At 69.3% G+C, this 25,061-nt stretch carries 24 protein-coding genes; 17 read left to right on the plus strand and 7 right to left on the minus strand.

What is annotated here, in order from left to right:
* The first annotated feature begins 208 nt into the window (after positions 1-208).
* From CNE_RS20915 to CNE_RS20930, 4 genes are read left to right on the plus strand one after another with little or no spacing between them, the layout of a single operon-like run.
* A complete protein-coding gene (locus tag CNE_RS20915; RefSeq protein ID WP_013952270.1) occupies positions 209-1,327 on the plus strand; it encodes a DUF1214 domain-containing protein in 1,119 nt (372 codons plus the stop codon).
* On the plus strand, positions 1,324-2,517 hold the full coding sequence (locus CNE_RS20920; protein ID WP_013952271.1) for a sulfotransferase family protein: 1,194 nt from the start codon (positions 1,324-1,326) through the stop codon (positions 2,515-2,517). The genes CNE_RS20915 and CNE_RS20920 overlap by 4 nt, the downstream gene beginning before the upstream one ends.
* A 33-nt stretch (positions 2,518-2,550) precedes the next feature.
* A complete protein-coding gene (locus CNE_RS20925; protein ID WP_013952272.1) occupies positions 2,551-3,342 on the plus strand; it encodes an SDR family oxidoreductase in 792 nt (263 codons plus the stop codon).
* Positions 3,343-3,360: 18 nt separating this feature from the next.
* The gene (locus CNE_RS20930) at positions 3,361-4,326 is read left to right on the plus strand and encodes a hypothetical protein (RefSeq protein WP_013952273.1); all 966 of its coding nucleotides are present in this window, start codon (positions 3,361-3,363) and stop codon (positions 4,324-4,326) included.
* 4 nt (positions 4,327-4,330) lie between these two features.
* Here the strand turns inward: CNE_RS20930 and CNE_RS20935 are convergent, their stop codons facing one another.
* Genes CNE_RS20935 through CNE_RS20945 form a run of 3 tightly spaced genes read right to left on the minus strand, consistent with a single transcriptional unit; the run spans position 4,331 to position 7,227 of the window.
* Entirely contained in the window at positions 4,331-5,431 is a 1,101-nt protein-coding gene (locus CNE_RS20935; RefSeq protein WP_013952274.1) for a 3,4-dihydroxy-2-butanone-4-phosphate synthase, read from the minus strand.
* Positions 5,428-6,384 carry an alpha/beta hydrolase gene (locus CNE_RS20940; RefSeq protein WP_013952275.1) on the minus strand — a complete coding sequence of 319 codons (957 nt, stop codon included), beginning with the start codon at positions 6,382-6,384 and terminating at the stop codon, positions 5,428-5,430. The genes CNE_RS20935 and CNE_RS20940 overlap by 4 nt, the downstream gene beginning before the upstream one ends.
* A 33-nt stretch (positions 6,385-6,417) precedes the next feature.
* Positions 6,418-7,227, minus strand: a complete 810-nt coding sequence (locus CNE_RS20945; protein ID WP_041228802.1) for an SDR family NAD(P)-dependent oxidoreductase — start codon at positions 7,225-7,227, stop codon at positions 6,418-6,420.
* Positions 7,228-7,626: 399 nt separating this feature from the next.
* On the opposite strand from CNE_RS20945, the gene CNE_RS20950 reads away from it, so the two are divergent.
* Complete coding sequence (locus CNE_RS20950; RefSeq protein ID WP_013952277.1) at positions 7,627-8,811, plus strand: helix-turn-helix transcriptional regulator; 1,185 nt, start codon at positions 7,627-7,629, stop codon at positions 8,809-8,811.
* Positions 8,812-8,826: 15 nt separating this feature from the next.
* On the opposite strand, the gene CNE_RS20955 is transcribed toward CNE_RS20950, so the two are convergent.
* Entirely contained in the window at positions 8,827-9,171 is a 345-nt protein-coding gene (locus tag CNE_RS20955; RefSeq protein WP_013952278.1) for a VOC family protein, read from the minus strand.
* Between the two features lie 211 nt (positions 9,172-9,382).
* On the opposite strand from CNE_RS20955, the gene CNE_RS20960 reads away from it, so the two are divergent.
* From CNE_RS20960 to CNE_RS21000, 9 genes are all read left to right on the plus strand, one after another.
* Positions 9,383-10,534 (plus strand): LLM class flavin-dependent oxidoreductase, encoded by a 1,152-nt coding sequence (locus CNE_RS20960; protein ID WP_013952279.1) that lies wholly within the window; start codon positions 9,383-9,385, stop codon positions 10,532-10,534.
* A 275-nt stretch (positions 10,535-10,809) separates the two neighbouring features.
* Positions 10,810-12,003: an acyl-CoA dehydrogenase family protein gene (locus tag CNE_RS20965; RefSeq protein ID WP_013952280.1), complete on the plus strand. Its 1,194-nt coding sequence runs from the start codon at positions 10,810-10,812 to the stop codon at positions 12,001-12,003.
* Between the two features lie 26 nt (positions 12,004-12,029).
* Positions 12,030-13,784: an FAD-dependent oxidoreductase gene (locus tag CNE_RS20970; RefSeq protein WP_013952281.1), complete on the plus strand. Its 1,755-nt coding sequence runs from the start codon at positions 12,030-12,032 to the stop codon at positions 13,782-13,784.
* The gene (locus tag CNE_RS20975) at positions 13,781-14,305 is read left to right on the plus strand and encodes a flavin reductase family protein (protein ID WP_013952282.1); all 525 of its coding nucleotides are present in this window, start codon (positions 13,781-13,783) and stop codon (positions 14,303-14,305) included. Before CNE_RS20970 ends, CNE_RS20975 begins: the two co-directional genes overlap by 4 nt.
* Before the next feature lie 19 nt (positions 14,306-14,324).
* Positions 14,325-16,031, plus strand: coding sequence for an FAD-binding protein (locus tag CNE_RS20980; protein ID WP_013952283.1), 1,707 nt, complete (start codon positions 14,325-14,327; stop codon positions 16,029-16,031).
* Complete coding sequence (locus CNE_RS20985) at positions 16,015-16,779, plus strand: SDR family oxidoreductase (protein WP_013952284.1); 765 nt, start codon at positions 16,015-16,017, stop codon at positions 16,777-16,779. Before CNE_RS20980 ends, CNE_RS20985 begins: the two co-directional genes overlap by 17 nt.
* 27 nt (positions 16,780-16,806) lie before the next feature.
* Positions 16,807-17,871 (plus strand): ferredoxin--NADP reductase, encoded by a 1,065-nt coding sequence (locus tag CNE_RS20990; RefSeq protein ID WP_013952285.1) that lies wholly within the window; start codon positions 16,807-16,809, stop codon positions 17,869-17,871.
* Position 17,872: 1 nt separating this feature from the next.
* Complete coding sequence (locus CNE_RS20995; RefSeq protein WP_013952286.1) at positions 17,873-19,513, plus strand: FadD3 family acyl-CoA ligase; 1,641 nt, start codon at positions 17,873-17,875, stop codon at positions 19,511-19,513.
* Complete coding sequence (locus CNE_RS21000) at positions 19,513-19,977, plus strand: nuclear transport factor 2 family protein (protein WP_013952287.1); 465 nt, start codon at positions 19,513-19,515, stop codon at positions 19,975-19,977. Before CNE_RS20995 ends, CNE_RS21000 begins: the two co-directional genes overlap by 1 nt.
* Positions 19,978-20,074: 97 nt before the next feature.
* On the opposite strand, the gene CNE_RS21005 is transcribed toward CNE_RS21000, so the two are convergent.
* The gene (locus CNE_RS21005) at positions 20,075-20,941 is read right to left on the minus strand and encodes an SDR family NAD(P)-dependent oxidoreductase (RefSeq protein ID WP_041228558.1); all 867 of its coding nucleotides are present in this window, start codon (positions 20,939-20,941) and stop codon (positions 20,075-20,077) included.
* 208 nt (positions 20,942-21,149) lie between these two features.
* On the opposite strand from CNE_RS21005, the gene CNE_RS21010 reads away from it, so the two are divergent.
* The 3 genes from CNE_RS21010 to CNE_RS21020 are packed head-to-tail and all read left to right on the plus strand — an operon-like array spanning position 21,150 to position 23,204.
* Positions 21,150-21,569 (plus strand): nuclear transport factor 2 family protein, encoded by a 420-nt coding sequence (locus CNE_RS21010; protein ID WP_013952288.1) that lies wholly within the window; start codon positions 21,150-21,152, stop codon positions 21,567-21,569.
* Positions 21,566-22,420 (plus strand): SDR family NAD(P)-dependent oxidoreductase, encoded by an 855-nt coding sequence (locus CNE_RS21015; protein ID WP_041228559.1) that lies wholly within the window; start codon positions 21,566-21,568, stop codon positions 22,418-22,420. The genes CNE_RS21010 and CNE_RS21015 overlap by 4 nt, the downstream gene beginning before the upstream one ends.
* 25 nt (positions 22,421-22,445) lie before the next feature.
* Positions 22,446-23,204 (plus strand): glucose 1-dehydrogenase, encoded by a 759-nt coding sequence (locus CNE_RS21020; protein WP_013952291.1) that lies wholly within the window; start codon positions 22,446-22,448, stop codon positions 23,202-23,204.
* Positions 23,205-23,249: 45 nt separating this feature from the next.
* Here the strand turns inward: CNE_RS21020 and CNE_RS21025 are convergent, their stop codons facing one another.
* Positions 23,250-24,149: an NAD-dependent epimerase/dehydratase family protein gene (locus CNE_RS21025; protein ID WP_013952292.1), complete on the minus strand. Its 900-nt coding sequence runs from the start codon at positions 24,147-24,149 to the stop codon at positions 23,250-23,252.
* Between the two features lie 43 nt (positions 24,150-24,192).
* On the minus strand, positions 24,193-25,023 hold the full coding sequence (locus CNE_RS21030; protein WP_013952293.1) for an SDR family NAD(P)-dependent oxidoreductase: 831 nt from the start codon (positions 25,021-25,023) through the stop codon (positions 24,193-24,195).
* Positions 25,024-25,061: the final 38 nt, after the last annotated feature.

Raw genomic sequence — 25,061 nt, forward strand, 5'->3', positions numbered from 1 at the left:
ATCTCCTCTTGGTTTGCCGGCGCCGTGCAGGGATGTCGCGGCGGTCAGGCATGGACACAAGGTAGCGAGCCGGGGCCCTTCGCCACTTCGTCCGGGCGGACTAAGAAATGGCGGGACACGGCGCGCATTTCCTAGTCCACCCGGACGAGGCTGGGGCGGCCCCGCGCTGGGTATCGTTGCTTCGCCGACGAACCACGGGAGCAGGCAGATGGCGAACTCCGCCGAAGAACAATTGCTGTGCGGCCAGACCTGGGCCGAGTTTTGCGAGGTCCTCAAGCGCAGCGGGCAGCAGATCCTGCGCCCGGAGGCGCCGGCGGACGCGCTCACGCGCGCCGAGGGCTTCCGCTACCTGAGCCGCCTGCTGCGCATTGCGCTGGAGATGCATGTGGAATTCGCCGATCCGGCGTTTCCCGACTTCTTCTCACCGTCGCACGAAACCGCCAAGATCGGCGCAGACAATCCGGACAATCTCTATCGCTACGCACGCCTGGACGGCGGTGCCGAGTACCGCATCCGCGGCCGGCGCGGCACGGTGGCCTACCTGAGTTTCGGTACGCAGAAGGGCGGCTACGAAACCGACGGGCGCATGGTCCAGACCGGCTTTCTCGACAGCAACAAGCTGGCAGTGGCGGCGGATGGCAGTTTCGAAATCGTCCTCAGCGCGCGCCAGCACGAAGGCAACTGGGTGCGCATGGAGCCGGGCACCAATGCGCTGGTGGTGCGGCAGACCTTTATGGACCGCAAGGCTGAGACCCCGGCCGAACTGCACATCGAGCGCCTCAATGGCAGCGACAAGCCGCCCGTGCTCGATGCCGAGCGCCTGCACGGCGGCCTGCTGCGCGCCGCGGGCTTTGTCGAGGGCACCGCGCGCATCTTCGCCGACTGGGCGCAGGGCTATGGCGGCCATGTCAACGCACTGCCGCCCGCCGATCAGGCCGTATGCCAGGCCGCAGGCGGCGATCCCAACATCTTCTACTACCACTCCTGCTGGGCGCTGGCGGACGACGAAGCGCTGGTGGTCGAGGTGGACCGGGTGCCGGCCTGCGATTTCTGGAATTTCCAGATCAACAACTACTGGATGGAGTCGCTCGACTACCGCTACCACGACATCTGCCTGAACAAGCACAGTGCCCGGCTGGATGCCAGCGGCGGCGTCACCGTCATCCTCAGCGCGCGCGATCCTGGCCTGCCCAACTGGCTGGAGACCGCGGGCCACCGCAACGGCACCATGTGCTGGCGCTGGGTGGGGGCGGCGCAGCCGGTGCATCCACGCACGCGCGTGGTCAAGCTTGAATCGCTCAGGAATGAATGCAGGGAGAACGTATGAACACCATCGCATCCGAACACACCACGGTGCTTGACGTGGAGCGCTTGCTGGCACAGGCCAGCGAACAGGCCGGCGGACTGACTGACTTTGGCCCGGGCGACTACCGCGAGGCGCTGGAGGTGCTGTCCGACTCGCTTGCACGCGAAGCCGGGCTGTCGCCGCAGGGCGCGCAGATGCTGCAAGGCAAGCTGCAGGCGCAACTGGTGAATCGGCTGGTGATCCAGGACTACTGCCGGCGCCATCCCGAGATCCTGGAAGAGGGCGTCGACGATCCGCTGGTGATCGTCGGCCTGCCGCGCACCGGCACCACGCTGCTGCAGCGCATGCTGGCCACGGACGCGCGCTTCCACTCGGCGGCGTGGTGGGAAACGCGCTACCCGGCGCCGCTGCCCGGCGAGGACGTGCGCGACGCCGGCCGGCGCATCGGGCTGGCGCGCGAGGAAGTGGCGCAGATGATCCGCTTTATCCCGGACATCCTCGCCATCCATCCGCTCGACGCCATGGCGGCCGACGAGGAATTCATGCTGATGGAGCATTCCTTCCTGTGCGCGATGGATTCCTACGCCAACGTGCCGTCCTATACCGACTGGCTGGCGCGGCACGACCGCACCCAGGTCTATGCCTACCTGAAGACCATGCTGCAGTTCCTGCAGTGGCAGAAGCGGCAGCGCGGCGAGGCGCCGGCGCAGCGGTGGGTGCTGAAGACGCCGCAGCACCTGCATACGCTGGAAATCCTGTTCCGGGTCTTCCCCGGCGCGCAGGTCGTGCTGACCCATCGCGACCCCGCCCAGACCATTCCGTCGATGGCCAGCATGGCGCATACGCTGTGGAAGCTATACGCCGATGCGCCCGACGCCGTCACGGTGGGGCGGCAGTGGGGCGGGCAGATGCAGCGCGCCACCGCCCATGCCATGACGGTGCGCGACAGTCTGCCTGCCGACCGCTTCCTCGACGTGCGCTTCGAGGATACGGTGAGCGATCCCTTCGGCGTGGCGCAGGCGGTCTACCGCTTTGCCGGCATGCCGCTGACCGAGTCCGCCCGCGCCGGCATCTGGGCATGGATGGAGGGCAACCCGCGCAACCAGCGCGCGGCGCACGCTTATACGCTGGAGCAGTTCGGCCTGAGCCAGGAACAACTGGAACGCGATTTCGCCGGCTACCGCGCGCGGCACATCCTGAAGCAAAACTAAGACAGCGCACTGCGCATCACAGGAGACAACACCATGCTGTTGAAGGACAAGATCGTCATCGTATCCGGCATCGGCCCCGGGCTGGGCGTCAAGCTGGCCGTGGAGGCGGCGCGCGAAGGCGCCCGCGCCGTTGCCATCGCCGCGCGCACCGCGGCGAAACTGGACGACGCCCAGGCCCGCATCGACGCACTGGGCGCCGACTGCGAAGTGCTCAAGGTGGTGACCGACATCACCGACCGGGCCCAGTCCCGGCATCTGGCCAGCGAGACCATGCGCCGCTTCGGCCGCATCGACGCGCTGGTCAACAGCGCCTTCCAGCACGGCAACTTCCCCGAGCCGGTGGAAGCGGCCGACCTGGATGTCTGGCGCCAGGTGTTCGACACCAACGTGTTCGGCACCATGACCCTGACGCAGGAGGTGGCGGCGCTGATGAAGCCGCAGGGCGGCGGCGCCATTGTCATGATCAACACCCAGGCCACGCGCAAGCCGATGCCCGGCGAATCGGGCTACGCGGCGTCCAAGGGCGCGCTGGCAGTGGCGGTCAAGTACCTGGCGCGCGAACTGGGCCCGCATGGCATCCGCGCCAACAGCATCTTCATGGGCTGGATGTGGGGGGAGCCGGTGCAGGGCTATGTGCGCCACGCCGCGGCCGAGCAGGGCGTGAGCGAGGACACCGTGATCGCGCCGGTGGCCGCGCAGATTGCGCTGGGCCGCATGCCGACCGACGACGACTGCGCGCGCGCGGCGCTGTTTCTCGTGTCAGACTACGCTAGGGCCATCACCGGCGCTTCGCTGGATGCCAACGGCGGCGATTTCATGCCCTGAGTCCTGACCACACCTGCCATGACACGCTACTTTGCCTTCAACGGCGATGCCGACGGCCTGTGCGCCCTGCAGCAGCTGCGCCTGGCGGATGCCGGCGACGCCACGCTGGTCACCGGCGTCAAGCGCGATATCCGGCTGCTCGAGCGCATCGACGCCGGGCCGGGCGACACCGTGACCGCGCTGGACATCTCGCTCGAGCAGAACCGCGATGGCCTGATGCGGCTGCTCGGCGCCGGTGCGCGGGTGGACTACTTCGACCACCACCATGCCGGCGAACTGCCCGGGCATGCCGGCCTGCGCGCGCATATCGACGAGGGGCCGGAGGTCTGCACCAGTATCCTGGTCGACCGCCACCTGGACGGCTGCCACCGGCGCTGGGCGATCACCGCCGCGTTCGGCGACAACCTGGGCGGCGTGGCGCGCGCGCTGGCGGCGCAGGCGGGGTTGGGCGAGTGCGAAACCGCGGTGCTGGAACAGCTGGGCACGTGCCTGAACTACAACGCCTATGGCGAGTGCGTGGCGGACCTGCATTTCGATCCCGCCGAGCTGGCGCGGCACATGCTGCCGTTTGCCGACCCGCTGGCGTTCGCCGCGCAATGCGGGGCCTATGCGGTGCTGTGCGAGGGATATGAGGACGACATGGCCCGCGGGCGCTGCCTGGCGCCCGCGCACGAAGTGCCCGGCGCCGCGCTGCTGGTGCTGCCGGACGCGCCGTGGGCGCGGCGCGCGATCGGCGTGCTGGCCAATGAACTGGTGCGCGGCCGGCCCGGCGACGCCATCGGCCTGCTCTCGCCGAAGTCCGGCGGCGGCTTTGCCGTCAGCGTGCGGGTGCCCGCGCACAGCGCCACCGGGGCGGCCGATTTCTGCCGCGGCTTCGAGACCGGCGGCGGCCGGCGCCTGGCAGGCGGCATCAACCACCTGCCAGACGCCGAAGTGGAGCGCTTCACGCGCAGCTTTGCCGATTGCTTCGGCTGCCGTTCCTGACAGTTCAGCACGGCGGCACGAACTCGGTGACCTCCAGGTCGAAGCCGGTGACGGCGCGATACGGCACCGGATGGCTGAGCAGGCGCAGCTTGTGCGCCCCCACATCGCGCAGGATCTGCGCCCCGACCCCCAGCGCGCGTTGCGCGAAGGCCGGCGCCGGCGAGGCGCCGGCCGGCGCTGCCAGCCGGTCCAGCCGCTGCTGCGGCGATTCACGTTCATCCAGCAGCACCAGCACCCCGCAACCTTCGGCGCCGATGCGCGCGAGCGAGCGCTCCAGGTTCCACGCGGGCTGGGCCGGCGTGCCGAAGCCCAGCACGTCGCGCTGCATTTCCACGGTCTGAACGCGTGTCAGCACCGGCTGCCCAGGATCGGGCTGGCCCAGCACCAGCGCCAGATGGAGCGCATCGACCGGCGTGTCATGGTAGGCGTGCACGGTGAAGCATCCGTAGGGCGTGGCCAGTTCCGTCGAATGCGTGCGGCGCAGTGCGCTTTCGGTCAGCAGCCGGTGGTGGATCAGCCCGCTGATCGAAACCGCCGGCAGGCCATGGTGCCGCGCGAAGGCTAGCAGCGCGGGGCCGCGCAGCAGGTCGCCATCGTCATCGAGCAGCATCGCATAGGCGCCGGCGGCGACGCGCCCGGCCAGCGCCGGCAGGTCGGAGCAGGCCTCGGCAAAGCCCGCGCGGCGCAGCACGCCGTCGGGCTGCGCCACCACCGGGAAGATGTGGCCGGGCTGGACCAGGTCATGCGGCTGCGCGCGCGCTGCCGCCGCCACGCGCAGCGTGAGCGCGCGGTCGGCGGCGGAAATGCCGGTGCTGACGCCGCTGGCCGCTTCGATCGACACCGTGTAGCGCTCGCGCTGGCGGTGGTTTGCGGCCATCGGCGGCAACTGCAGCAGCGCGCGGCGCGCCTCGGTGATCGCCATGCAGACCAGGCCGCGCGCCTCGGCGGCCATGAAGTTGACATCGGCCTCGCTGGCGCGTTCCGCGGCAACCAGGACGCAGCCAGTGGCTTCGTCGGTCTCGTCTTCGATCACCAGCACACGCTGGCCCGCGACCAGCGCCGCGAGCACGTCGGCCATCGGCGGCAGGGGGGTGGCGGGGCTCATGCTGCCTCCTGTCGGGCGTTGCCACCAAAGGCCTGGCGCAGCGACGTAGCGGCAGCATCCAGCGCATCGCTGGCGGCATCGATCATCCCTTGCATGCTGATAAAACCGTGGAACTGGCCCGGCCAGCGGCGCACGGCGGCGCCGCCGCCCGCGCGCTGCAGGGCCTCGCCATAGGCCTCGCCCTGGTCGCGCAGCGGGTCGTATTCCGCGGTGATGATGGTGGCCGGCGGCAGGCCATGCAGCTCGCGCTGGTGCAGCGGGCTGGCGCGCACATCGGTGGCGTCGGCCGGGTTGGCCAGGTACTGGGCGCGATACCAGTCAAGTTCCGCGGCGCCGAGGAAGTAGCCCTGCGCGCATTCGCGATAGCTGGCGCTGGCGGCCGCGGCGTCGCTGCAGTCCAGGTAGGGGTAGAGCAGCAGCTGGTGCCGCAGCGCGATGCCGCTGCCGCGCAACTGCTGGCAGGCCACGGCGGCAAGGTTGCCGCCGGCACTGTCGCCAGCCACAGCCAGCCGGGCCGGGTCGGCGCCCAGTTGCGCCGCATGCGCGGCGGCCCAGCGCACGGCCGCGACGGCGTCGTCGGCGGCGGCGGGGAAGCGTGCTTCCGGCGCGAGCCGGTAGTCGACCGACAGCACCAGCGCGACGCTGCGGCGCGCCAGGCTGCGGCAGATGTTGTCGTGCGAATCGAGGCCGCAGAGGACAAAGCCGCCGCCATGGAAATAGACCACGAGCGGCAGTGCCGTGCTGTCGTCGGGCCGGTACAGGCGGGCCTGCAGCGGGCCTGCGGCGCCAACGATGGTGAGGTCCTGCTGCGTGGCGACGGTGTCGCCGGGCGCGAACGCGGGCATGGCCGCCAGCGCGGCGCGGTAGTCGGCGGCGCGCAGGGTGGAAAAGTCGGGGCTGGGCATGGCGGCCATGGCTTCAAGCACGGCGCGGGCCTGGGGATCGAGCGGCATGGGGTCTCCTGGATTGCAGTGGGGAAATCGGTGTCAGAGCGCGAACGCCGGCGGGGTGCCGGCGGCAATGCCTTGCGCGCGCGCCAGCGCCGCTTGCACGGCCTGCTCGTGCGGCAGGATCCAGAACCGGCCGGCCGAGACCCCGTCCAGAATGTAGCGCGCGACCGCGTCCGGCGTCATGCCGGCGGCAATGCCGCTGCGCAGCGCGCCGTTCATCTGGTCCACCTCCTGCGGCCCGCCGCCGTCCAGGCCGGCCGCGATGCCGGTGGCCACCGGACCGGGGCAGACCACGGACACGCCCAGCGGCAGGCCCGCAGCCTGCAGCTCCAGCGCGAGCCCTTCGCTGAGCGCCACCACCGCTTGCTTGGACAGCGTGTAGGGGGCCAGCCAAGGCCCCACGGCGAGGCCGGCCATCGAGGCCACGTTGACGATATGGCCGGCGCCTTGCGCCGCCATGCGCGGCACGAAGCAGCGCAGCGCGTGCAGCACGCTCCACAGGTTGACGCGCATCACGTGGTCGAACACCTCCGGCGGCAGCTCCCAGCAGCGGCCGGTGGCGAGCACGCCGGCGTTGTTGACCAGCAGGTCGACACGGCCCAGGCGCAGGAAACTTTCCTCGCACAGGTGCTCGATCTGCCGCACGTCGCAGACATCGGTAGGCACGGCGATGACGTTTGCCCCCTGGCCGGCAAGCGTCTCGCGCACCGCTTCAAGCGCGCGGGCGTCGATATCGGCCAGCGCCAGCGCGTAGCCTTGCGCTGCCAGGGCCTGCGCGAGCGCGCGGCCGATGCCGCTGGCCGCTCCGGTGATCACTGCGGCCTGCTGCCGCGGGTCTGCCGCCATGGTCATGGTTCTCCGTGAAAAGAAGGCGGCGGGGATCGCCGCGCATGGCTGACTTGTAACGGCAGCGCGGCGGCACGGCATCGTCTGTTTGGGTAGGAGGGCGGCGTCACATGGTGTCTAGGGGTTTGCCCTTGAACGCCCTGGATGGGTCTGTCCTTAGTCTGTTTGGAGTATGTGTTCGGCCCGCCGGCGCGTGAGGATTGGCCTGTCCCGCAAGACTAGTCCGGCCAGCGTTTGTAGCCGGTCTTGACTAGGGCAAACCATGAAGGCGGGGGCAAGCCGCGACCCCTATGCCGTCCCTATAATCAGGGCACAAAAAAGGGCCACAGAGCCCGTAGCAGGCCAGCGCCGACCCGGCAAGTCCGAAGCGCTGAGCACGCCACAATGGAGACAGAGGAAATGCTGATGGAGGTTAGCCAGAACCAGGCGACCGCACACCTGTTCGCACAGGCAACGGTGTCGCTGTCGGAGTTCAGCACATTGCTGGGCAATATCTACCAGGGCCCGATGGAGCAGGTGCCCTGGGGCAAGGCACTGGAACAGATCCGCCGCCAGCTCAACGCCAACTATTGCACCCTGATCCTGCGCTCGCCGGCCACGGACCGGCCCGGGCTGATGGTCAATGCGTCCGAGCATGGCTCGACCTTGCCCGGCGAGACCTCCTACAACAACTACTACTACGCGCTCGACCCGTTCATCGGCCTGCCGTCGGACCGGGTGGTGACCATCGATGAACATCTCGGGCCCGGCGCCTGGTGCCAGAGCGAGCTCTACCAGCAGTTCCTCAAGGACATCGGCATCCGCTACATCCTTGGCGCAGACCTGCGTACCGATGACGGCGTCGAATGCCGCTTCCGCGTGTGCCGCGAGCATGACGGGCGTGACTTCTCCGCCGCCGACAAGGCGCTGTGCACCGCGCTGCTGCCGCACCTGAAGCGCGCGGTGGACCTGCACTCGCGCATCGACGTGGTTGAATCGGAACGCACGGTGTATGCCAGCGCCATCGACCGCATGCTGGTCGGGATGGTGATCCTGGACGAGTCCGGCGCCATCATCAAGACCAATGCCGCCGCCGATGAAATCCTTGGCGCCAAGGATGGCATCCGCGTCGCCAAAGGCGGGCTGGACGTGGAATACGGCCAGGAGAACCGCAAGTTCCAGCGCCTGCTGCGCCAGGCCATGATGGGCCACCTCGGCACCACGCCGGCGCTGATGGAGGCGATGTCGATCACGCGCCCGTCCGGCAGCGCCAGGCTGGGCGTGCTGATCCGCACCATCCCGCTCAGCGAGTGGTCCGAGGACAACCGCAAGCGCCCCGCCTCCGTGGTGTTCATCCGCGACCCGGAGCGGCGCTCGCAGGCCTCGCACGAGGTGGTGCGCCAGCTCTTTGACTTCACGCCGGCGGAGACGCAGCTGGCGCTCCAGCTGGCCAACGGGCTCACGCTCGATGAGGCTGCGGACGAGCTCGGCATCAGCAAGAACACGGCGCGCGCGCACCTGCGGGCGATTTTCTCCAAGACCGGCGTGACCCGGCAGGCCACGCTGGTGCGTATGCTGCTGAGCAGCGTGATTTCGCTGGGCTAAGCGACGTAACGCACGTCAAGGCTTTGCGCTGAGCACCAGCGCAAAGCCTTCCGGCGTTTCCAGCACCGCACGCGTCTCATGCGGCCCCTGCGCCGCGGGCAGCGTCACGCTGGCGCCGGCACCGACCAGCCGCGCCATCGCCGCGGCGATATCGTCACCCTCATCCACCTTGAAGGCCAGCGCGGGCTGGTCCACCAGGCGTTCCTCGCCGGCCACCAGCGCCAGCGTCAGCGCGCCCGCGTCGAGCGCGCAATAGCGGCTTTCGTCGCGAAATTTCACCGGTAGTCCAAGTCCTTCCGTGAAGAACGGCAGCGCGGTGTCGATGTCCGCGACGGGGTAAAGCAGCAGCCTGGCTTGCATGATGTCCTGATCCTCCTGGTGAAAGCGGGCGTGATGCCCGTGGCCAATGATAGGGATGCTCCATGTCCTGCTCATAATCCAATCAGACGATGTTGCAACGCCTTGCGCCGACCACACTGCGATCACACAGGCCGCTTCGGGCCGGTGGCGCGGCAACCGGCGGCGCCCCGGCGGCGGTCCTGAACCATCAATGCCAGAGAAGGGGACTGCAATGCGTTTTTCACTGATCTATGAAGCCCAGACCGTCGATGCCTCGCGTGCCGGCGACCACAAGGTGTTCGATGAAATCATGGAACAGGTGGTGCTGGCCGAGGACATGGGCTTTGACGTGGTCTGGGCGGTCGAGCACACCGCACTGACCAACTATGCGCACATGAGCGCGCCGGAGACCTTCCTGGCCTTCGTTGCCGGGCGCACGCAGCGCATCGGCATCGGCCACGGCGTGGTGTGCCTGCCGCCGGCGATGAACCATCCGGTCAAGGTGGCCGAGCGCATCGCCACGCTGGACATCCTGTCCGGCGGCCGCGTGCACTTCGGCGTGGGCAAGGGCGGCACCCAGCAGGAGGCCGGCACCTTCGGCTACGACCTGAACAGCCTGCACCCGATGATCGACGAATCGATGTACCTGATCCCGAAGATCATGACGCAGGACGAGATCGAGCACGACGGCGAGTTCATCAAGATCCCGCGCCGCCCGATCCACCCCAAGCCGCGCCAGGACCCGCACCCGCTGATGTACCTGGCCTGCACCAATGCCGACACGCTGCAGCGCGCCGGCGCGCGCGGCATGGGCGCGCTGGTGCTCGGCTTTGGCGGCCCCGAGGATGTTGCCAGGAAGAACGAAATCTACCGTACCGCGTGGGAGACCCGCAAGCCGGAGGACCAGGTGGGCTTCCGCCCGCACCAGCACCTGGCCGCGCTGTGCCCGACCATCGTGCTGGAAGACGGCCTGGCCGCGCGCAAGATCGGCATCAAGGGCCAGCGCTATTTCATGGAGTCGCTGTCGTACTGGTATGCCGGCGGCGAGCGGCCGGACCCGTCCACCTGGGACGACGAGCATGTCACCGCCACGGACGCGCAGGGCAAGGCCGTCATCAACACGAAGTTCGCCTCCGAGAAGGTCTCGGTGGATTTCAGCGACCCGTCGATGATGATGCTCAACCCCAACCATGCCTACGGCACCGTCGAGGACTGCATCGGCTACGTGCAGCGCCTGATAGATTCCGGCGCCGACGAGATCCTGTTCATCTGCCAGATGGGCACGGTGCCGCAATGGGCGCAGCTGGAAACCATCCGCAATATCGGCGAGCACGTGATCCCGCACTTCCGCAAGCAGGGACGGAAGCTGCGCGCGCTGGCTTGATCACGGCTACGTAACGCTGCGGTTTTCTCCCCTCTCCCGCTTGCGGGAGAGGGGCAGGGGGTGAGGGTAGGCGGTGGCATACCGCAGGCCTTACTTCGCAGGACACGCCCGCCCTCACCCCAACCCTCTCCCGCAAGCGGGAGAGGGAGCACGCAAGCGGAAGCTGAAGGGCCTGAAGCACATAGCTAGTCCCAACAGACGATGGCACCCCGCCCCGCCGGTGCAAACATCGATGCCAGCCCAAGACAAAGCGACATAGCAACAAGGAGACCGCGGTGCATCACGACAACAATCCCAAGGAACTGGCGGCACGGCTGATCGCGCGTGCCGAACAGATGATTCCGGTGCTGGCCCAGCGCGCCGCGCAGGCCGAGGCCGAAGCGCGCATTCCCGCCGAGACCATTGCCGACATGCAGGCCGCGGGCTTCTTCAAGGTGCTGCAGCCCCGCCGCCACGGCGGCTACGAGCTCGATCCGCAGACCTTCTTCCGCATCCAGATGGCGCTGGCCAAGGGCTGCATGTCGACCGCCTGGGTCTATGGCGTGGTCGGTGTGCACAACTGGCAGCTGGCGCTGTTCGACGAGCGCGCGCAGCAGGAAGTGTGGGGCAGCAACCCTGCCACGCTGATCGCCTCGACCTATATGCCGGTGGGCAAGGTCACGCCGGTCGAAGGCGGCTATCGCTTCTCCGGCCACTGGAAGTTCTCCAGCGGCAGCGAGCTGTGCGACTGGATCTTCCTGGGCGGGCTGGTGCCGCCGGCCGAGCCGGGCGGCGCCTATGACTACCGCACCTTCCTGCTGCCGCGCTCCGACTACAAGATCGTGCGCAACTGGGATGTGCTGGGCCTGCGTGCGACCGGCAGCCACGATATCGTGGTCGAGGACGTGTTCGTGCCCGATTACCGCACCCACCGCGCCGTCGATGGCGCCATGGGCACCAGCCCGGGGCTGGCGGTCAATGACGCGCCGCTGTACCGGCTGCCGTTCGCGCAGATCTTTGTGCGCGCGGTGTGCACCGCCTGCATCGGGGCGCTGGAAGGCACGCTCGATGACTTTGTCGCCTATGCCGACGGCCGCGTCAGCAGCAACGGTGGCGGCAAGACTGCGGAAGACGGCGGCGCGCAGATGGCTTGCGCCAACGCGCAGGTGGCCATCGACGAGATGCGAACCATCCTTGAACGCAACTTCGACGAGCTGCTGGCCGTTGCGCGTGAAGGCGGCCAGGTGCAGACCCCGCGCCGCCTGCATTTCCGCTACCAGTCCGCGCAAGTGGCCGAGCGCTGCGCGCAACTGGCCAACGGCCTGCTGCGCTATGCCGGCGGCAACGGCATCTACCGCAGCAACCCGATGGTGCGCCGTTTCCTCGACCTGCATGCGGCCCGCGCCCACTACGCCAACAACCTGGACCGCTTCGGCCAGAACCTGGGCGGCGTGATGATGGGCCGCGCCAACACTGACTTCTTCATCTGAGCCGCGCGCCGGCACGGAGACCCAATATGAGCCAGAGCAGAGCGCGCATGCAGCCCAGCGAGTTTGACGTGGTGGTGGTCGGCTCGGGCGCCGGCGGCATGCTGGCCGCCTGCCGCGCCGCGGACCGCGGACTGTCGGTGGTGGTGCTGGAAAAGAGCAGCCAGTACGGCGGCACCTCGGCGGTGTCCGGCGGCGGCATCTGGATTCCGCTCAACCACCATATCGCGCCGGCAGGCGGGCGCGACGACTACGCCACGGCGCTGGAATACATCCTGGCGTGCGCCGGCGAGCACGGCGATCCGCAGCGCGTGCGCGCCTATCTTGAGCAGGCGCCCCGCATGCTCCAGTACCTGGAGCAGCAGGCCGGCGTGCGCTACTACACGCTGCCGCGCTACGCGGACTACTTCCAGAAGGTTCCGGGTGCGATGCCGGGTTACCGCGCGCTCGACCCGATGCCGTTCGATGGCGCGCAGCTGCGCGAGGAATTCTCGCGGCTGCGGCCGCCGTCGCCAGGCACGCTGGTGGGCGGGCGCGTGGCCGTGACCTCGGCCGAGGCGCATGCGCTGCTGTGCCGCGCGCCCGGCTGGCTGGGCCTGGCGGCGCGCCAGTTTTCCCGCTACTGGCTCGACCTGGGCTGGCGCCGCAAGACCCGGCGCGACCGCCGGCTCACGCTCGGCAACAGCCTGGTCGGTGGCCTGCGGCGGGCCATGATGGACCGCGCGATCCCGCTGTGGCTCGATACCGCGCTGCAGGACCTGATCGTCGAGGACGGCACCGTCCGCGGCGTGCGCGCGGTGCAGGACGGGCGCGTGGTGGAGATCCGCGCGCTGCGCGGCGTGATCCTGGCCGCCGGCGGCTTCGAGCGCAACCAGGCCATGCGCGAACAGTACCTGCCGCAACCGACCCAGGCCGCCTGGAGCGCGACGCCGCCCAACAACACCGGCGACGGCATCCGCGCCGCCCAGGCCGCCGGCGCCGGCGTGGCGCTGATGTCCCACGTCTGGGGCGCACCCACCGTGCATGTGCAGGGCGAGGAAAAGCAGCGCGCGCTCTTTATCGAGCGCGCCATGCCCGGCTGCCTGGTGGTGAACGGGCAGGGCCGGCGCTTCGTCAACGAGGCCGCGCCGTATTCCGAGTTCGTGCCCGCCATGTACCGCGACCACGAGAAGACCGGCAGCAGCGTGCCGGCGTGGATGGTGTTCGACGCCACCTTCCGCCACAAATACCCGTGCGGGCCGATCCTGCCCGGCTCGGTCATGCCGGACCGCAGCATTCCGGCAAGCCTGTCCGGCATCCTGGTGCGCGCCGACTCGCTGGCACAGCTGGCGCAGCGGATCGGTGTCGATGCCGGCGGCCTGGCCGACAGCGTGGCGCGCATGAACCGCTACGCGGCCACCGGCGTGGACGAGGAGTTCGGCAAGGGCGACAACCTGTTCGATACCTACTACAGCGACCCGGCAGTGCAGCCCAACCCGTGCCTGGCGCCGATCGGCAAGGCGCCGTTCTACGCCGTGCGGCTCGATGCCGGCGACATCGGCACCAAGGGCGGCCTGGTGACGGACGCCAGCGCGCGCGTGCTGCGCGACGACGGCACCGCCATTGCCGGGCTCTTCGCCATCGGCAATACCAGTGCCTCGATGATGGGCACCAGCTATCCCGGCGCGGGCTCCACCCTGGGCCCGGCCATGACCTTCGGCTTTATTGCTGCCGACGTGCTCTCCCAGAACGCGCGCCAGCCTGCCGCCGCGCCCCATGCTCAAACCGTACAGGAGGCCTTATGAGCGCCAACCTCGAACCCAGCACCGCGCTGCGCGATGACATGCTGATGGCGATGCGCCGCATGGCGCGCTCGGTGGCGGTGATCAGCTGCCGCCATGGCGAGCGCCGCTATTCGATGTCCGTGACCGCGGTCGATTCGCTGTCCGCGGACCCGCCTTCGCTGCTGATCTGCATCAACCGCAATTCGTCGATCTACCCGCCGCTGGACGCCGGCGCGGACTTCTGCATCAACCTGCTGGCAGCCGACCACCGCGATATCGCGGTGGATTGCAGCGGCCGGCTCAAGGGCGAGGAACGCTTCACCAGTGGCGAGTGGGAGGACGACCTGCTTGGCGTGCCGTGCCTGCGCGACGCGCAGGCGAATCTGGTGTGCCAGCAGGATGGCCGCTTCGACTACGGCACGCACGCAGTCTTCATCGGACGCCTGCGCGAGGTAAAGCTGGCTGGCGAGGTGTCGCCGCTGGTCTATGTCGACGGTGCCTATACCACGTCCGCGCCGCTTGGCGCACTGTGTTCGGCCTAAACCGGGAGCGCAAGCCAGCATGTACCCTCCGACCGATTCCGCCACGCCGGTCCACGCGCCGCTGCGCCTGGACGATCCGGCCGCACACCCGTGGCAGGCCGCCTGCGATGCCGTGGTGGTGGGCTTCGGCGCTGCCGGGGCCTGCGCCGCGCTGGAAGCCGCGCATGGCGGCGCGCGCGTGATCGTTGCGGAACGCTTCGAAGGCGGAGGCGCCAGCGCCAGGAGCGGCGGGGTGGTCTACGCCGGCGGCGGCACGCCCTACCAGTCCGCCGCGGGCTATGCCGATACACCGCAGGCGATGGCGGACTACCTGCGCCAGGAGACGGGCGGGGTCGTCAGCGATGCCACGCTGCAGGCGTTCTGCCAGCGCAGCCGCGAGATGATCGGCTGGCTGGAAGGCCTGGGCGTGCGCTTTGCCGCCACCGTGCCGCCGCGCAAGACCTCGTATCCGGCGCAGCCCTATTACCTCTACTACTCCGGCAACGAAGCGGTTGCCGCGTATGCGCAGCATGCCGCGCCCGCGCCGCGCGGCCACCGCGTGAAAGGCCCCGGCATGTCCGGCCGCATGCTGTATGGCGTGCTGCGCGCCGCCGTGCAGGCCCGGCCGGAGGTGACGGTGATGCGCCAGACCGCGGCACGGCGGCTGATTCTCGACCAGGACGGCGCGGTCGTCGGCATCGAGCTGTGGCAGCTGCCGCCGGGCCGCCACCAGAAGCGCCACGCCCGCCTGGCGCGCCTGGCCGAGCGCCTGCACAACGCAGCGCCTGCGCTGGCCGACCTGCTGCGCGAGCGCGTGCTGCAACTGGAACTGCGCCATGCGCGCCCGGTTGCGGTGCGCACCGGCGCGGTGGTGCTGGCCGCCGGGGGCTTTATCTTCAACCGCGCCATGGTGGCGCGCCACGCCGGCAAGTATCTGCAGACCTGGCGCCTTGGCGCGACCGGCTGCGACGGCAGCGGCATCCGCCTCGGCGAGTCGGCGGGCGCGGCCACGCGGCACCTGGAGCGGGTCTCGGCATGGCGCTTCATCAATCCGCCGTTCGACTGGGCGCGCGGCTGCGTGGTCGATGCGCAGGGTGCGCGCATCGGCAACGAGGAAACCTACGGCGCCACCCTTGGTCACGCCATCTGCGAACGGCACGGCGGGCGGGCCTGGCTGGTCCTGAACCGCGAACTGGCGCGCGCCGCTCTGCGCGAATGCCTGGGCGGCCGGCTGTGGGCCTTCCAGGCCTTGCCCGCGGCGCTGCTGATGTTGGCGGGGTCTCGGCGCGCCGCCAGCCTCGAGGCGCTTGCCAGCAAACTGGGCATGCCCGGCGCGGCGCTGCGGGCCACTGTCGATGCCTATAACGCCGCGGCCCGCGGCGAGATCCCCGATCCGGCCGGCAAGTCGGCGCCGATGTGCGCGTCGCTCGAAACCGGGCCGTGGCTTGCCATCGACATCTCGGCCAACAGCCGCGTCTTTCCGTGTCCTGCCATCACGCTGGGCGGCTTGTCAGTGGAAGAGTCCAGCGGCCGTGTATTGGCTGCCGCTGGCGGGGCACCCATTCCAGGGCTTTATGCCGTGGGCCGTACTGCCGTCGGCATCGCATCCAACCATTACGTAAGCGGCCTGTCGCTTGCCGACTGCATCTGGTCGGGGCGCAACGCGGGCCGCCACCTGACACGACAGCCTGCCGGCGACCGGCAGGCACACACCAACGAGGAGACTACCCATGAGCCAACGTACTGAAGGAAAGATCGCCATCATCACCGGGGCCGCCAGCGGCGTCGGCAAGGAAGACGCACTGCTGCTGGCGCGCGAAGGCGCGCGCGTGGTGCTGACCGACCTCAACGAGGAAGCGGGCCATGCCCTGGCGCGCGAGATCGGCGAGACCGCGCTGTTCGTGCCGCATGACATCGCCAGCGAAGCGGGCTGGCAGCAGGTGATGGCGCGCACCGAAAAGCAATTCGGCGCGCCCAGCGTGCTGGTCAACAATGCCGCCATCCTGATGCTGGGTTCGGTCGAGGACGCCACGCTGGAGCAATGGCAGCGCGTGATGCGCATCAATGCAGACGGCTACTTCCTCGGCTGCAAGTACGGCGTGGCCGCGATGAAGGCGGGCGGCGGCAGCATCGTCAATATGTCGTCGGTGGCGGCGCTGGGCGGCATGGGTGCGTTCTGCGCCTACAGCGCCAGCAAGGGCGCGGTGGCCGCGCTGACGCGCGCGGTGGCGGGACTCTGCAAGCAGAGCGGCTACCGGATCCGCTGCAACTCGATCCACCCGGACGGCATCCTCACGCCGATGACCGCGGCCTTCCTGCCGGGCGGTGCCACGGCCCTGCCGGAGGAGGTGGGCGGCGCCGAGCCGATGCAGCGCATGTGCCATCCGCGCGACGTGGCCAACCTGGTGCTGTTCCTGGCCTCCGACGAATCGCGCTTTATCAACGGTGCGGAACTGCGCATCGACAATGCGCAGACCATCATGGGCGTGGCCTGACCCCGCCCCGAGCAAGAGAAGGACATCATGGCGCCAGTGCAATTCCACCGGCTGCAGATCGCCGAAGTCGTCACGGAAACGGACCAGGCGCATTCGCTGGTATTCGCGCTGCCGGACGGCCTGCGCGATGCGTTTGCCTACCGTCCCGGGCAGTTCCTGACCCTGCGCGTGCCCGTGGACGGCGTGCCGCTGCAGCGCTGCTATTCGCTGTCGAGCACGCCTGAGGTGGACAACGCCCTGCGCGTGACGATCAAGCGCGTGCAGAGCGGGCGCGTGTCCAACTGGATCTGCGACCATCTGGGCGCGGGCGATACGGTCGAGGTGATGCCGCCCGCCGGGGTGTTCACCCCGCCTGCGCTGCATGGCGATTTCCTGCTGCTGGCCGGCGGCAGCGGCATCACCCCGGTGCTGTCGATCGCCAAGGCGGCGCTGCGCCACGGGCGCGGCGCGGTCACGCTGGTCTATGCCAACCGCGACGAACGCTCCATCATCTTCCGCGAGGCGCTTGCCGAACTGGTGCGCAGCCACCCAGGCCGGATGCGCGTGATCCACTGGCTCGACAGCGTGCAGGGGCCCCCGACGCAGCGCCAGATTGAGGAACTGGTGCGGCCGTGGAGTGTGGCACAGTGCTTTGTCTGCGGACCCGGCCCGTTCATGGACGGCGCCCAGGCCGCGCTGCAAGCACTGGGCGTGCCGCGCGGGCAGCTGCATGTGGAGCGCTTCGTGTCCTTGCCCGATGTGCCGGTGGCAAAGGCGCCGGCAAGCGGGCCGCCAGCGCGGGGGACACCCCCGGCGTCCCCCGCGCCCGCGATGCGCGGTGCCGCACTGACCGTGCAGCTCGACGGCGAGACCCACCATGTCAGCGTGGCGCCGGACGAAACCGTGCTCGACGCGCTGCAGCGCGCCGGCGTGGCCGCGCCCAACTCCTGCCGCGCCGGGCTGTGCGGCGCCTGCATGTGCCAGGTGACGCAGGGCGACGTGACGCTCGGCGAGAACCATGTGCTCGACCGCGCCGACCTGGAGGCGGGCTGGACCCTGGCTTGCCAGGCCCGCCCGTCCAGCGGCGAAATCCACCTGAAGTTCCCGGATTGACATGACCCCATCTGACATCATCGACGCCATTGCGGCACCGGCCGGCCTCGACCTCGACCTCGCCGCCGCCAACGACGACATTGCCGCGACCATTCCCGAGCTGGTGCGGCGCGCGGCCAGGCGCCACGGCGAGCGCATCGCCATCCAGGAAGACGGGCTGCGCCTCACCTACGCCGCGCTCGACGCCAGCCGGATACAGGCGGCCAGGGCGCTGATGGCGCTGGGCGTGCAGCCCTGCGACCGCGTTGCCGTCTGGGCGCCAAACTTCTCCGAATGGATCATCGCTGCGCTGGCCACGCACAGCATAGGCGCGGCGCTGGTGCCGCTCAACACGCGCATGAAGGGGGCCGAAGCCGGTGCCGTGCTGGCCGACAGCGGCGCGCGCCTGCTGTTCTGCGTCGACGGTTTCCTCGGCGAAAGCTATCCGCAGATGCTGGCGCCGCACCGCCCCGCCACGCTGGAACGGCTGGTGATCCTGCGCCCCGGGCAGGGCCGGGCGCCGGGCCCCGACGAGCTGGCATGGGAGGCCTTCCTCGCGCTGGCGCCACAGGCGGACATGGCGGCGTTCGCCAAGCGCGAGGAAGGCGTGCGCGGCGACACGCTGATGGACATCATGTTCACCTCGGGCACCACCGGGCGCCCCAAGGGCGTGATGACCGACCACGCGCAGAACCTGCGCGCCGTCGACGGCTGGGCCGCCATCACCGGGGTGCGGCCGGGCGACCGCTACCTGATCGTCAATCCGTTCTTCCATACCTTCGGCTACAAGGCCGGATGGCTCGCCGCGCTGTCGCGCGGGGCCACGGTGCTGCCCCACCTGGTGTTCGACGCCGAGGCCGTGATGACGCGCGTGGAGAACGAACGCATCACGGTGCTGCCCGGGCCGCCGACGCTCTACCAGACCCTGCTCAACGCGCCGCGCCTGCGTGAGTTCGACCTGTCATCACTGCGTGTCGCGGTGACCGGCGCCTCGGCGATTGCGCCCGCGCTGATCCAGCGCATGCGCGACGAACTGGGCTTCGACACCATCATCACCGGCTACGGCCTGACCGAGTCGTGCGGCTTTGCCACGCTGACCCGCGCCGGCGACGACGCCGAAACCGTCGCTGCCACCTCCGGCCGCGCCATGCGGGGCATCGAGATCCGCTGCATTGACGGGCAGGGGCAGCCGGTCGCCACCGGCGAGCCGGGCGAGGTGCTGGTGCGGGGCTACAACGTGATGCAGGGCTACTTCGGCCTGCCCGAAGCCACCGCCGAAGCCATCGACAGCGACGGCTGGCTGCATACCGGCGATGTCGGCACGCTCGATGCGCGCGGCTACCTGCGCATCACCGACCGCATCAAGGACATGTTTATCGTGGGCGGCTTCAACTGCTACCCGGCGGAGGTGGAGAAGCTGCTGGTGGCGCATCCGGCCGTGGCCCAGGTGGCGGTGGTGGGCATGCCGCACGAGCGGCTGGGTGAAGTGGGGCGTGCCTACGTGGTGCTGCGCCACGGCGCGCGCGTGGACGCCGAAACCCTGATCGCCTGGGCGCGCCGGCACATGGCCAACTACAAGGTGCCGCGCGAGGTGCTGTTCGTGACGTCGCTGCCGGTCAGCGCGGCAGGCAAGGTGCTGAAGTACCAGTTGCGCGAAGCCTGATGAACAAGGAACCGATCATGACCGACATTGCTGCCATTGCCGACCGCGTCGCGCGGCTTGAAGCCGCGGAGGCGATCCGCGCGCTCAAGCTACGCTACCTGCGCGCTTGCGATGACAAGGACCCGGACGCGATGCGTGCCTGCTTCGTGCCGGACAACGCGCATATCCACTATGACCGGATCGGCAGCTTTGCCGGCCGCGAGGCGCTGGTGCAGTGCTTTGCGGAGCTGGCGTGCCGGCCGACGTTGCGGGAGATGCATTTTGCGGGGCAGGCGGATATCCGTGTGCTGGATGACAACACGGCGCAGGGTAGCTGGGATCTGGCCTACCTGGCGCTGGATGATGCCAGTGGTTCGCGTACCTTCCTGACCGGGCGCTATGCGGATGAGTATGTGCGGGTTGATGGTGCCTGGCTGATCCGGTCGACGGGGTTCACGACGGGGTTGTTGTCGCAGGGAGGGTAGGAGGGCCGCGCTTGTTTGCTCCCCTCTCCCGCTTGCGGGAGAGGGGAGCGCATGCAAGAGGTGGTGGCAAGTTCCAACGCTCGCGCGCGCCCAATTCCTATTCCACAATCGCCGGATGCACCGGTGGCGGCCCGCCCAGTGCCTGCCGGTACGACGGCGGCTGCACCCCTTCGGCATCGACGATGCCATAGGCCAGCGCCGCCTCGGCGCCGATCAGCACGCGGCCGGATTTGTCCATCAACGTGGGATCGCGATACAGCGCATCGATAATGCGGCCCGTGAACTCCGGCGTCTCCGCCACCGGCGCGAAGCCCGCGTACTTGTCCGGATGCTTCTCCCATACCCGCAGCGTGCGGGCCGTGCGCAGTGGCCCCATCCACAGCGACACCGCCGCGACGCCGCAGGGCCGCAGGTCGACCGCCATGTCGTGCGCGAACTTGTCGATGCCCGCTTTTTGCGCCCCATAGGCCGGACCGTGCATATAGCAGTTGGCGCCGAATGACGAGGTGAACACGATCAGCCCGCGGCCCTGCGCGGCCATGATGGGCGCGGCATGCCAGCTGGCGACGTAGCCTGAGCGCAGGCCCACGTCGAGGATGCCGGCCATCTCCAGCGGCTTCTGCCAGAACGGCCCCGGCATGATGAGCTCGTCGTGCAGGAAGGTCGCATTGTTGACCAGGATGTCGATCCGACCGGATTCCTCGCGCACACGCCCGAACAGGCGCGCCACCTGCGCATCGTCGCGATGGTCGCACGCGACCGCGATGCCGCGCCCGCCCAGCGCATCGATCTCGCGCGCCGTGGCGTGGATGGTGCCGGGCAGCGGCGCGCTGCCTTCCTGCTCGGTGCGTCCGGTCACGTACACCGTAGCGCCTGCCGCGCCGAGCGCCAGCGCGATGCCCTTGCCGGCACCGCGCGAGCCGCCCGTGATGACGGCGACGATGGCCTGTTCCGCCTGCTTCATGTGTGTCTCCTGTGTCATTGATGTCATCGAAGCTTGGGGCGGGCGCGGCGTCGTTACATCCTTCGTTCGGACTACTCGGTACCCGGTCCGGATACTCCACGCGGACGATGGCCCCCGGCCCGGCAAGACCGACGATAGTCCCCATCCCAACGACTGCCCGCGCGGCGTATCGCGGCGCTGGCGGTCACAACAAGGAGTGAGACTGGCCATGTCCGAACTGGAGTGCAAAGAAGCCATCCATGCCCTGACCTGCCGCTATGCGCAGGCGGTGGACCGGCGCGATTTCCCGAAACTAGCGGCGCTGTTCACGGCGGACGCATGGCTGAGCGGGCCGGGCTTCCGCATGGACGGACCGCAGGCGATTGCTGACGGCATGGCATCGCTCGGGCAGTACAGCGCCACGCAGCATCACGTGCACCAGCAACTGGTCGAAGTCGATGGCGATACCGCGACCGGCGAGACCTATTGCGTGGCCAACCACCTGTACGAGCAGGACTGCGTGCCGCGCAAGCTGGACTGGGGCATCCGCTACCAGGACCGCTTCGTGCGGCGCGACGGCCAGTGGCGCATTGCCGCGCGCGAGCTGTTGGTGGACTGGACGCAGGACCTGCCGCTGCGGGGGGCATGATGACGACCCGTGTACTGGAAGGCAAGACGGCCCTCGTCACCGGCGGCGCCGGCGGCATCGGCGCGGCCAGCGCGCTGGCGCTGCTGCGCGACGGCGCGGCGGTGGTCCTCATGGGGCGGCGGCGCGAAGCGCTGGAGGCGGCACGGCGCAGCCTGCGCGCGCAGGTGGCCGGCGCCACCGTGGCAATCAGCGTCGGCGACGCTTGCCGCGAGGATGACGTGCAGGCCGCGCTGCAGCAGGCCTGGGAGCTGGAGCGGCGCCTCGACATCGTGGTCGCGACCGTTGGCGGCGGCGGTTTCCGTCCGCTGCTGATGCATGACGCGGCCTCGCTGATGGCGGAGCTGGAGCTGAACATCGCCAGCGCGTTCCTGGCGGTGCGCCACGCGTCGCCGCTGATGGCACCGCGTGGCGGCGCGATCGTCTGTATCTCGTCGAACGCGGCGCGCATGACCTGCCGCTGGCTGTCGGCATACTGCGCCGCCAAGGCGGGGCTGGAAGCGTTCGTGCGCGCCGCGGCCGAGGAGCTGGCGGGATGCGGCATCCGCGTCAATGCGGTGCGGCCGGGGCTCACCCGCTCCGGCGCGACCGGACCGATGTTCGACAACCCGGCCATCCTCGACAAGTTCGTCGCGCAGATGCCGCTGGGCCGCGCCGGCGAACCGGACGACATTGCCAGCGCGGTGCGCTACCTGGCGGGGCCGGAATCGGGCTGGGTGACCGGACAGAGCATCGCCGTGGACGGCGGCAGCGAGCTGCGCGGCAATCCCATCCTCGATGAAACCGTGGCGGCGGTGTATGGCGAAGCCGCGCTGCAGGCCGTGCTAGCCGGCAGGATTCCCGAAGCCGGCTGAAGCCGGCAACCCAAGGAGATAAGCAATGAATCAAGTCAGGGACAAGGTTGCGCTGGTCACCGGCGCGGCCAGCGGGGTAGGGCGCGCCGACGCGCTGCTGCTGGCGGCCGAAGGCGCGCGCGTGGTCATCAGCGATGTCAACCAGGAGGCCGGGCAGGCACTGGCCCGCGAGATCGGGGATGCGGCCATGTTCGTGCGCCACGACATTGCCAGCGAAGAGGACTGGCGCAAGGCCGTGGCCGCCACACAGGACCGCTTCGGCCGGCTCGACGTGCTGGTCAACAATGCGGCCATCTGTCCGCTCGGGTCGATCGAGGAAACCTCGCTCGACAGCTGGCGGCAGGTCATGCGCGTCAATGCCGACGGCTATTTCCTGGGCTGCAGGTTCGGTGTGCAGGCAATGAAGGGCAACCCCGCCGGGGGCTCCATCGTGGTGATGTCGTCGGTGGCGGCGCTGGGCGGGCTGCCGATGATGTGCGCATACAGCGGCGCCAAGGGCGCCGTTACCGCGCTGACGCGCAGCGTCGCCGTGCACTGCAAGCAAAGCGGCTACCGGATCCGCTGCAACTCGATCCATCCCGATGGCGTCTGGACGCCGATGACGCAGGCGCTGGTGCCGGACCTGGATCCGGCCGCGCTCGGCATCGGCACCGACCCGATGGCACGCATGTGCCAGCCGGAGGATGTGGCCAACCTAGTCCTGTTCCTGGCTTCGGACGCGTCGCGCTTTATCAATGGCGCCGAATTGCGCATCGATAACGCGCAGTTGATCTCGGGGCTGTAAGAGCCGCTGCGGCGGCCGGCGCAAGCAGGCCGCCGCAGCGCCGAGCTAGCTGTACTGCGCCACGATCTCGCCGACCGTGCGCAGGATGTCGCGGCGCCGATAGCCGAGCAGGGCGGTCTCGGCCGCATCCGGCTCGTAGTAGAGGGTGTTGCCCCTGCCGAAGCAGATGGCCGAGTCCGGCAGCAACGGGTGCTCCTGGTCGATGACAGGCGGCACCGGGCGGCCCGCGTCGCGGAAGAAGGCGCCGAAATAATCCTGGAACGACAGGTTCTCGTCACCTACCAGGTAAGCCTTGCCGTTTTCACCGCGCAACAGCGCGCCTTCGATCGCTTCCGAGAGCGAAGTGGCCGAGATGAAATTGACGCCGCCGGGCGGCGCGAAATCCGGCATCGGCGCAAAGTTGCCGCGGGCGTAGTCGGTATAGGCCTTGAACATCGGGACCATCAGGCCCGGCACCGTGCCCACGACGAACGGCGCGTTCACGCTGCTCACGCGGAAGGCATCGGTGGCCAGCGCGCGCACGCCTTCATCGGCCAGCTTGCGCGAGCGGATATAGGCGTTGTCCTCGGCCAGCTGCGGCTGCGCCTGCGGGTAGAAGCTGCCGACGTAGACGGCGACCCGGATCCCGGCAGCGCGCGCCGCGCGCAGGAAACGCGGCACGCCCTCGATGTTGGCGCGTTCCCAGTGTGCGGCTTCGTCGCCGCCAGGCGGCACGTGGCGCACGTCGTTGCCGGCGGCGAAGACCAGCGCGTCGAAGGCGCCGAGCTGCGCGGCCGGCACGTCGTTGGCGATGTAGTCGCAGCGCAGGAAGTCCAGCCCGCCCAGCGCCGTGCCAGCCGCGGGGCGGTTGCGCCCCGCGATGGTGACCTCGTGCCCGCGGCTGCGCAGGTGCAGGGCCGCGTGGCCCCCGATCATGCCGGTGCCGCCGACGATCAGTATCTTCATGCTTGTCTCCTTGGTGGGGTGGTGTGGCCGCGGTGCGCGGCCATCAGAGGTTCATGCCGTTGCCGCCGATGACCGGCATGTTGGTCCACGCGCCCTTGGGGTCGCGATACCAGCCGGCCGCGGCCAGCGCGCCGCCATTGACATGCAGCGCCGTGCCGGTGATCCAGGCCGCGCGCGGGCTGGCCAGGAACAGGATGCCGTCGGCAATGTCGCGCGGCGTGCCGAAGCGGCCCAGCGGAATCCAGCGCGGGATATGGTGCTGGTGTTCCGCCGCGACCATCTGCGACACCGGAACCTGCGGCGTTTCGGTGGTCTCGGGGGCGATCAGGTTGACGCGGATGCCCGCCGGCGCCAGCTCCAGCGCCAGGCTCTGCGTGAAGCCGGTGATGGCAGCCTTGAAGGCGCCGTAGACGCTGCAGTACGGAATGCCGCGGAAGGCCTCGATCGACGACACCGTGACGATGCTGCCGGCAGTACTGCGCCGCAGCAGTGGCAGCATGGCGCGCGTGACGGTGAAGACGTGGCCCAGGTTGGCGGCGTAGAGGCTGGCGATCTCGTCGTCGGCATAGAGCTCGAACGGCTTGGCGATGCGCAGGAAATCGCCGACGTTGTTGACCAGCACGTCCAGCACTCCGAAACGCTGTTCGACCTGCGCAGCCAGTTCGCGCACGATGCCGGCATCGGTGGCATCGCCCTGTACCACCAGCATTTCCGTGCCGGGCTTGTTCAGCAACTCCCGGGCCTGCTCGGCGCGCTGTTCGTCGATCTCGATCAGCGCCACGCGCGCACCCTGTTCCAGGAAGGCTTGCGCGGCGGCGAGCCCGATGCCGGCGCCGCCGCCGGTGACCAGCACGGTCTTGTCGGTGAAATCCATCTGAGTCGTTCTCCTTCGGTTGCACTGTGGTGTGCGGC

The organism is Cupriavidus necator N-1 (assembly GCF_000219215.1).
In the GTDB taxonomy this organism is placed as follows: Bacteria; Pseudomonadota; Gammaproteobacteria; order Burkholderiales; family Burkholderiaceae; genus Cupriavidus; species Cupriavidus necator.

Excerpts from the sequence above, each read along its gene's own strand:
- CNE_RS20955 (WP_013952278.1), bottom strand. The coding sequence starts at position 9,171 with ATGCAAGCCAGGCTGCTGCTTTACCCCGTCGCGGACATCGACACCGCG.
- CNE_RS20985 (WP_013952284.1), top strand. The coding sequence starts at position 16,015 with ATGAGCCAACGTACTGAAGGAAAGATCGCCATCATCACCGGGGCCGCC.
- CNE_RS20935 (WP_013952274.1), bottom strand. The coding sequence starts at position 5,431 with ATGAGCCCCGCCACCCCCCTGCCGCCGATGGCCGACGTGCTCGCGGCG.
- CNE_RS20930 (WP_013952273.1), top strand. The coding sequence starts at position 3,361 with ATGACACGCTACTTTGCCTTCAACGGCGATGCCGACGGCCTGTGCGCC.
- CNE_RS20995 (WP_013952286.1), top strand. The coding sequence starts at position 17,873 with ATGACCCCATCTGACATCATCGACGCCATTGCGGCACCGGCCGGCCTC.
- CNE_RS20980 (WP_013952283.1), top strand. The coding sequence starts at position 14,325 with ATGTACCCTCCGACCGATTCCGCCACGCCGGTCCACGCGCCGCTGCGC.
- CNE_RS21010 (WP_013952288.1), top strand. The coding sequence starts at position 21,150 with ATGTCCGAACTGGAGTGCAAAGAAGCCATCCATGCCCTGACCTGCCGC.
- CNE_RS20920 (WP_013952271.1), top strand. The coding sequence starts at position 1,324 with ATGAACACCATCGCATCCGAACACACCACGGTGCTTGACGTGGAGCGC.
- CNE_RS20940 (WP_013952275.1), bottom strand. The coding sequence starts at position 6,384 with ATGCCGCTCGATCCCCAGGCCCGCGCCGTGCTTGAAGCCATGGCCGCC.
- CNE_RS21015 (WP_041228559.1), top strand. The coding sequence starts at position 21,566 with ATGATGACGACCCGTGTACTGGAAGGCAAGACGGCCCTCGTCACCGGC.
- CNE_RS20990 (WP_013952285.1), top strand. The coding sequence starts at position 16,807 with ATGGCGCCAGTGCAATTCCACCGGCTGCAGATCGCCGAAGTCGTCACG.
- CNE_RS21005 (WP_041228558.1), bottom strand. The coding sequence starts at position 20,941 with ATGAAGCAGGCGGAACAGGCCATCGTCGCCGTCATCACGGGCGGCTCG.
- CNE_RS20915 (WP_013952270.1), top strand. The coding sequence starts at position 209 with ATGGCGAACTCCGCCGAAGAACAATTGCTGTGCGGCCAGACCTGGGCC.
- CNE_RS20975 (WP_013952282.1), top strand. The coding sequence starts at position 13,781 with ATGAGCGCCAACCTCGAACCCAGCACCGCGCTGCGCGATGACATGCTG.
- CNE_RS20960 (WP_013952279.1), top strand. The coding sequence starts at position 9,383 with ATGCGTTTTTCACTGATCTATGAAGCCCAGACCGTCGATGCCTCGCGT.
- CNE_RS21000 (WP_013952287.1), top strand. The coding sequence starts at position 19,513 with ATGAACAAGGAACCGATCATGACCGACATTGCTGCCATTGCCGACCGC.
- CNE_RS20950 (WP_013952277.1), top strand. The coding sequence starts at position 7,627 with ATGCTGATGGAGGTTAGCCAGAACCAGGCGACCGCACACCTGTTCGCA.
- CNE_RS20970 (WP_013952281.1), top strand. The coding sequence starts at position 12,030 with ATGAGCCAGAGCAGAGCGCGCATGCAGCCCAGCGAGTTTGACGTGGTG.
- CNE_RS20945 (WP_041228802.1), bottom strand. The coding sequence starts at position 7,227 with ATGGCGGCAGACCCGCGGCAGCAGGCCGCAGTGATCACCGGAGCGGCC.
- CNE_RS20925 (WP_013952272.1), top strand. The coding sequence starts at position 2,551 with ATGCTGTTGAAGGACAAGATCGTCATCGTATCCGGCATCGGCCCCGGG.
- CNE_RS21030 (WP_013952293.1), bottom strand. The coding sequence starts at position 25,023 with ATGGATTTCACCGACAAGACCGTGCTGGTCACCGGCGGCGGCGCCGGC.
- CNE_RS21025 (WP_013952292.1), bottom strand. The coding sequence starts at position 24,149 with ATGAAGATACTGATCGTCGGCGGCACCGGCATGATCGGGGGCCACGCG.
- CNE_RS21020 (WP_013952291.1), top strand. The coding sequence starts at position 22,446 with ATGAATCAAGTCAGGGACAAGGTTGCGCTGGTCACCGGCGCGGCCAGC.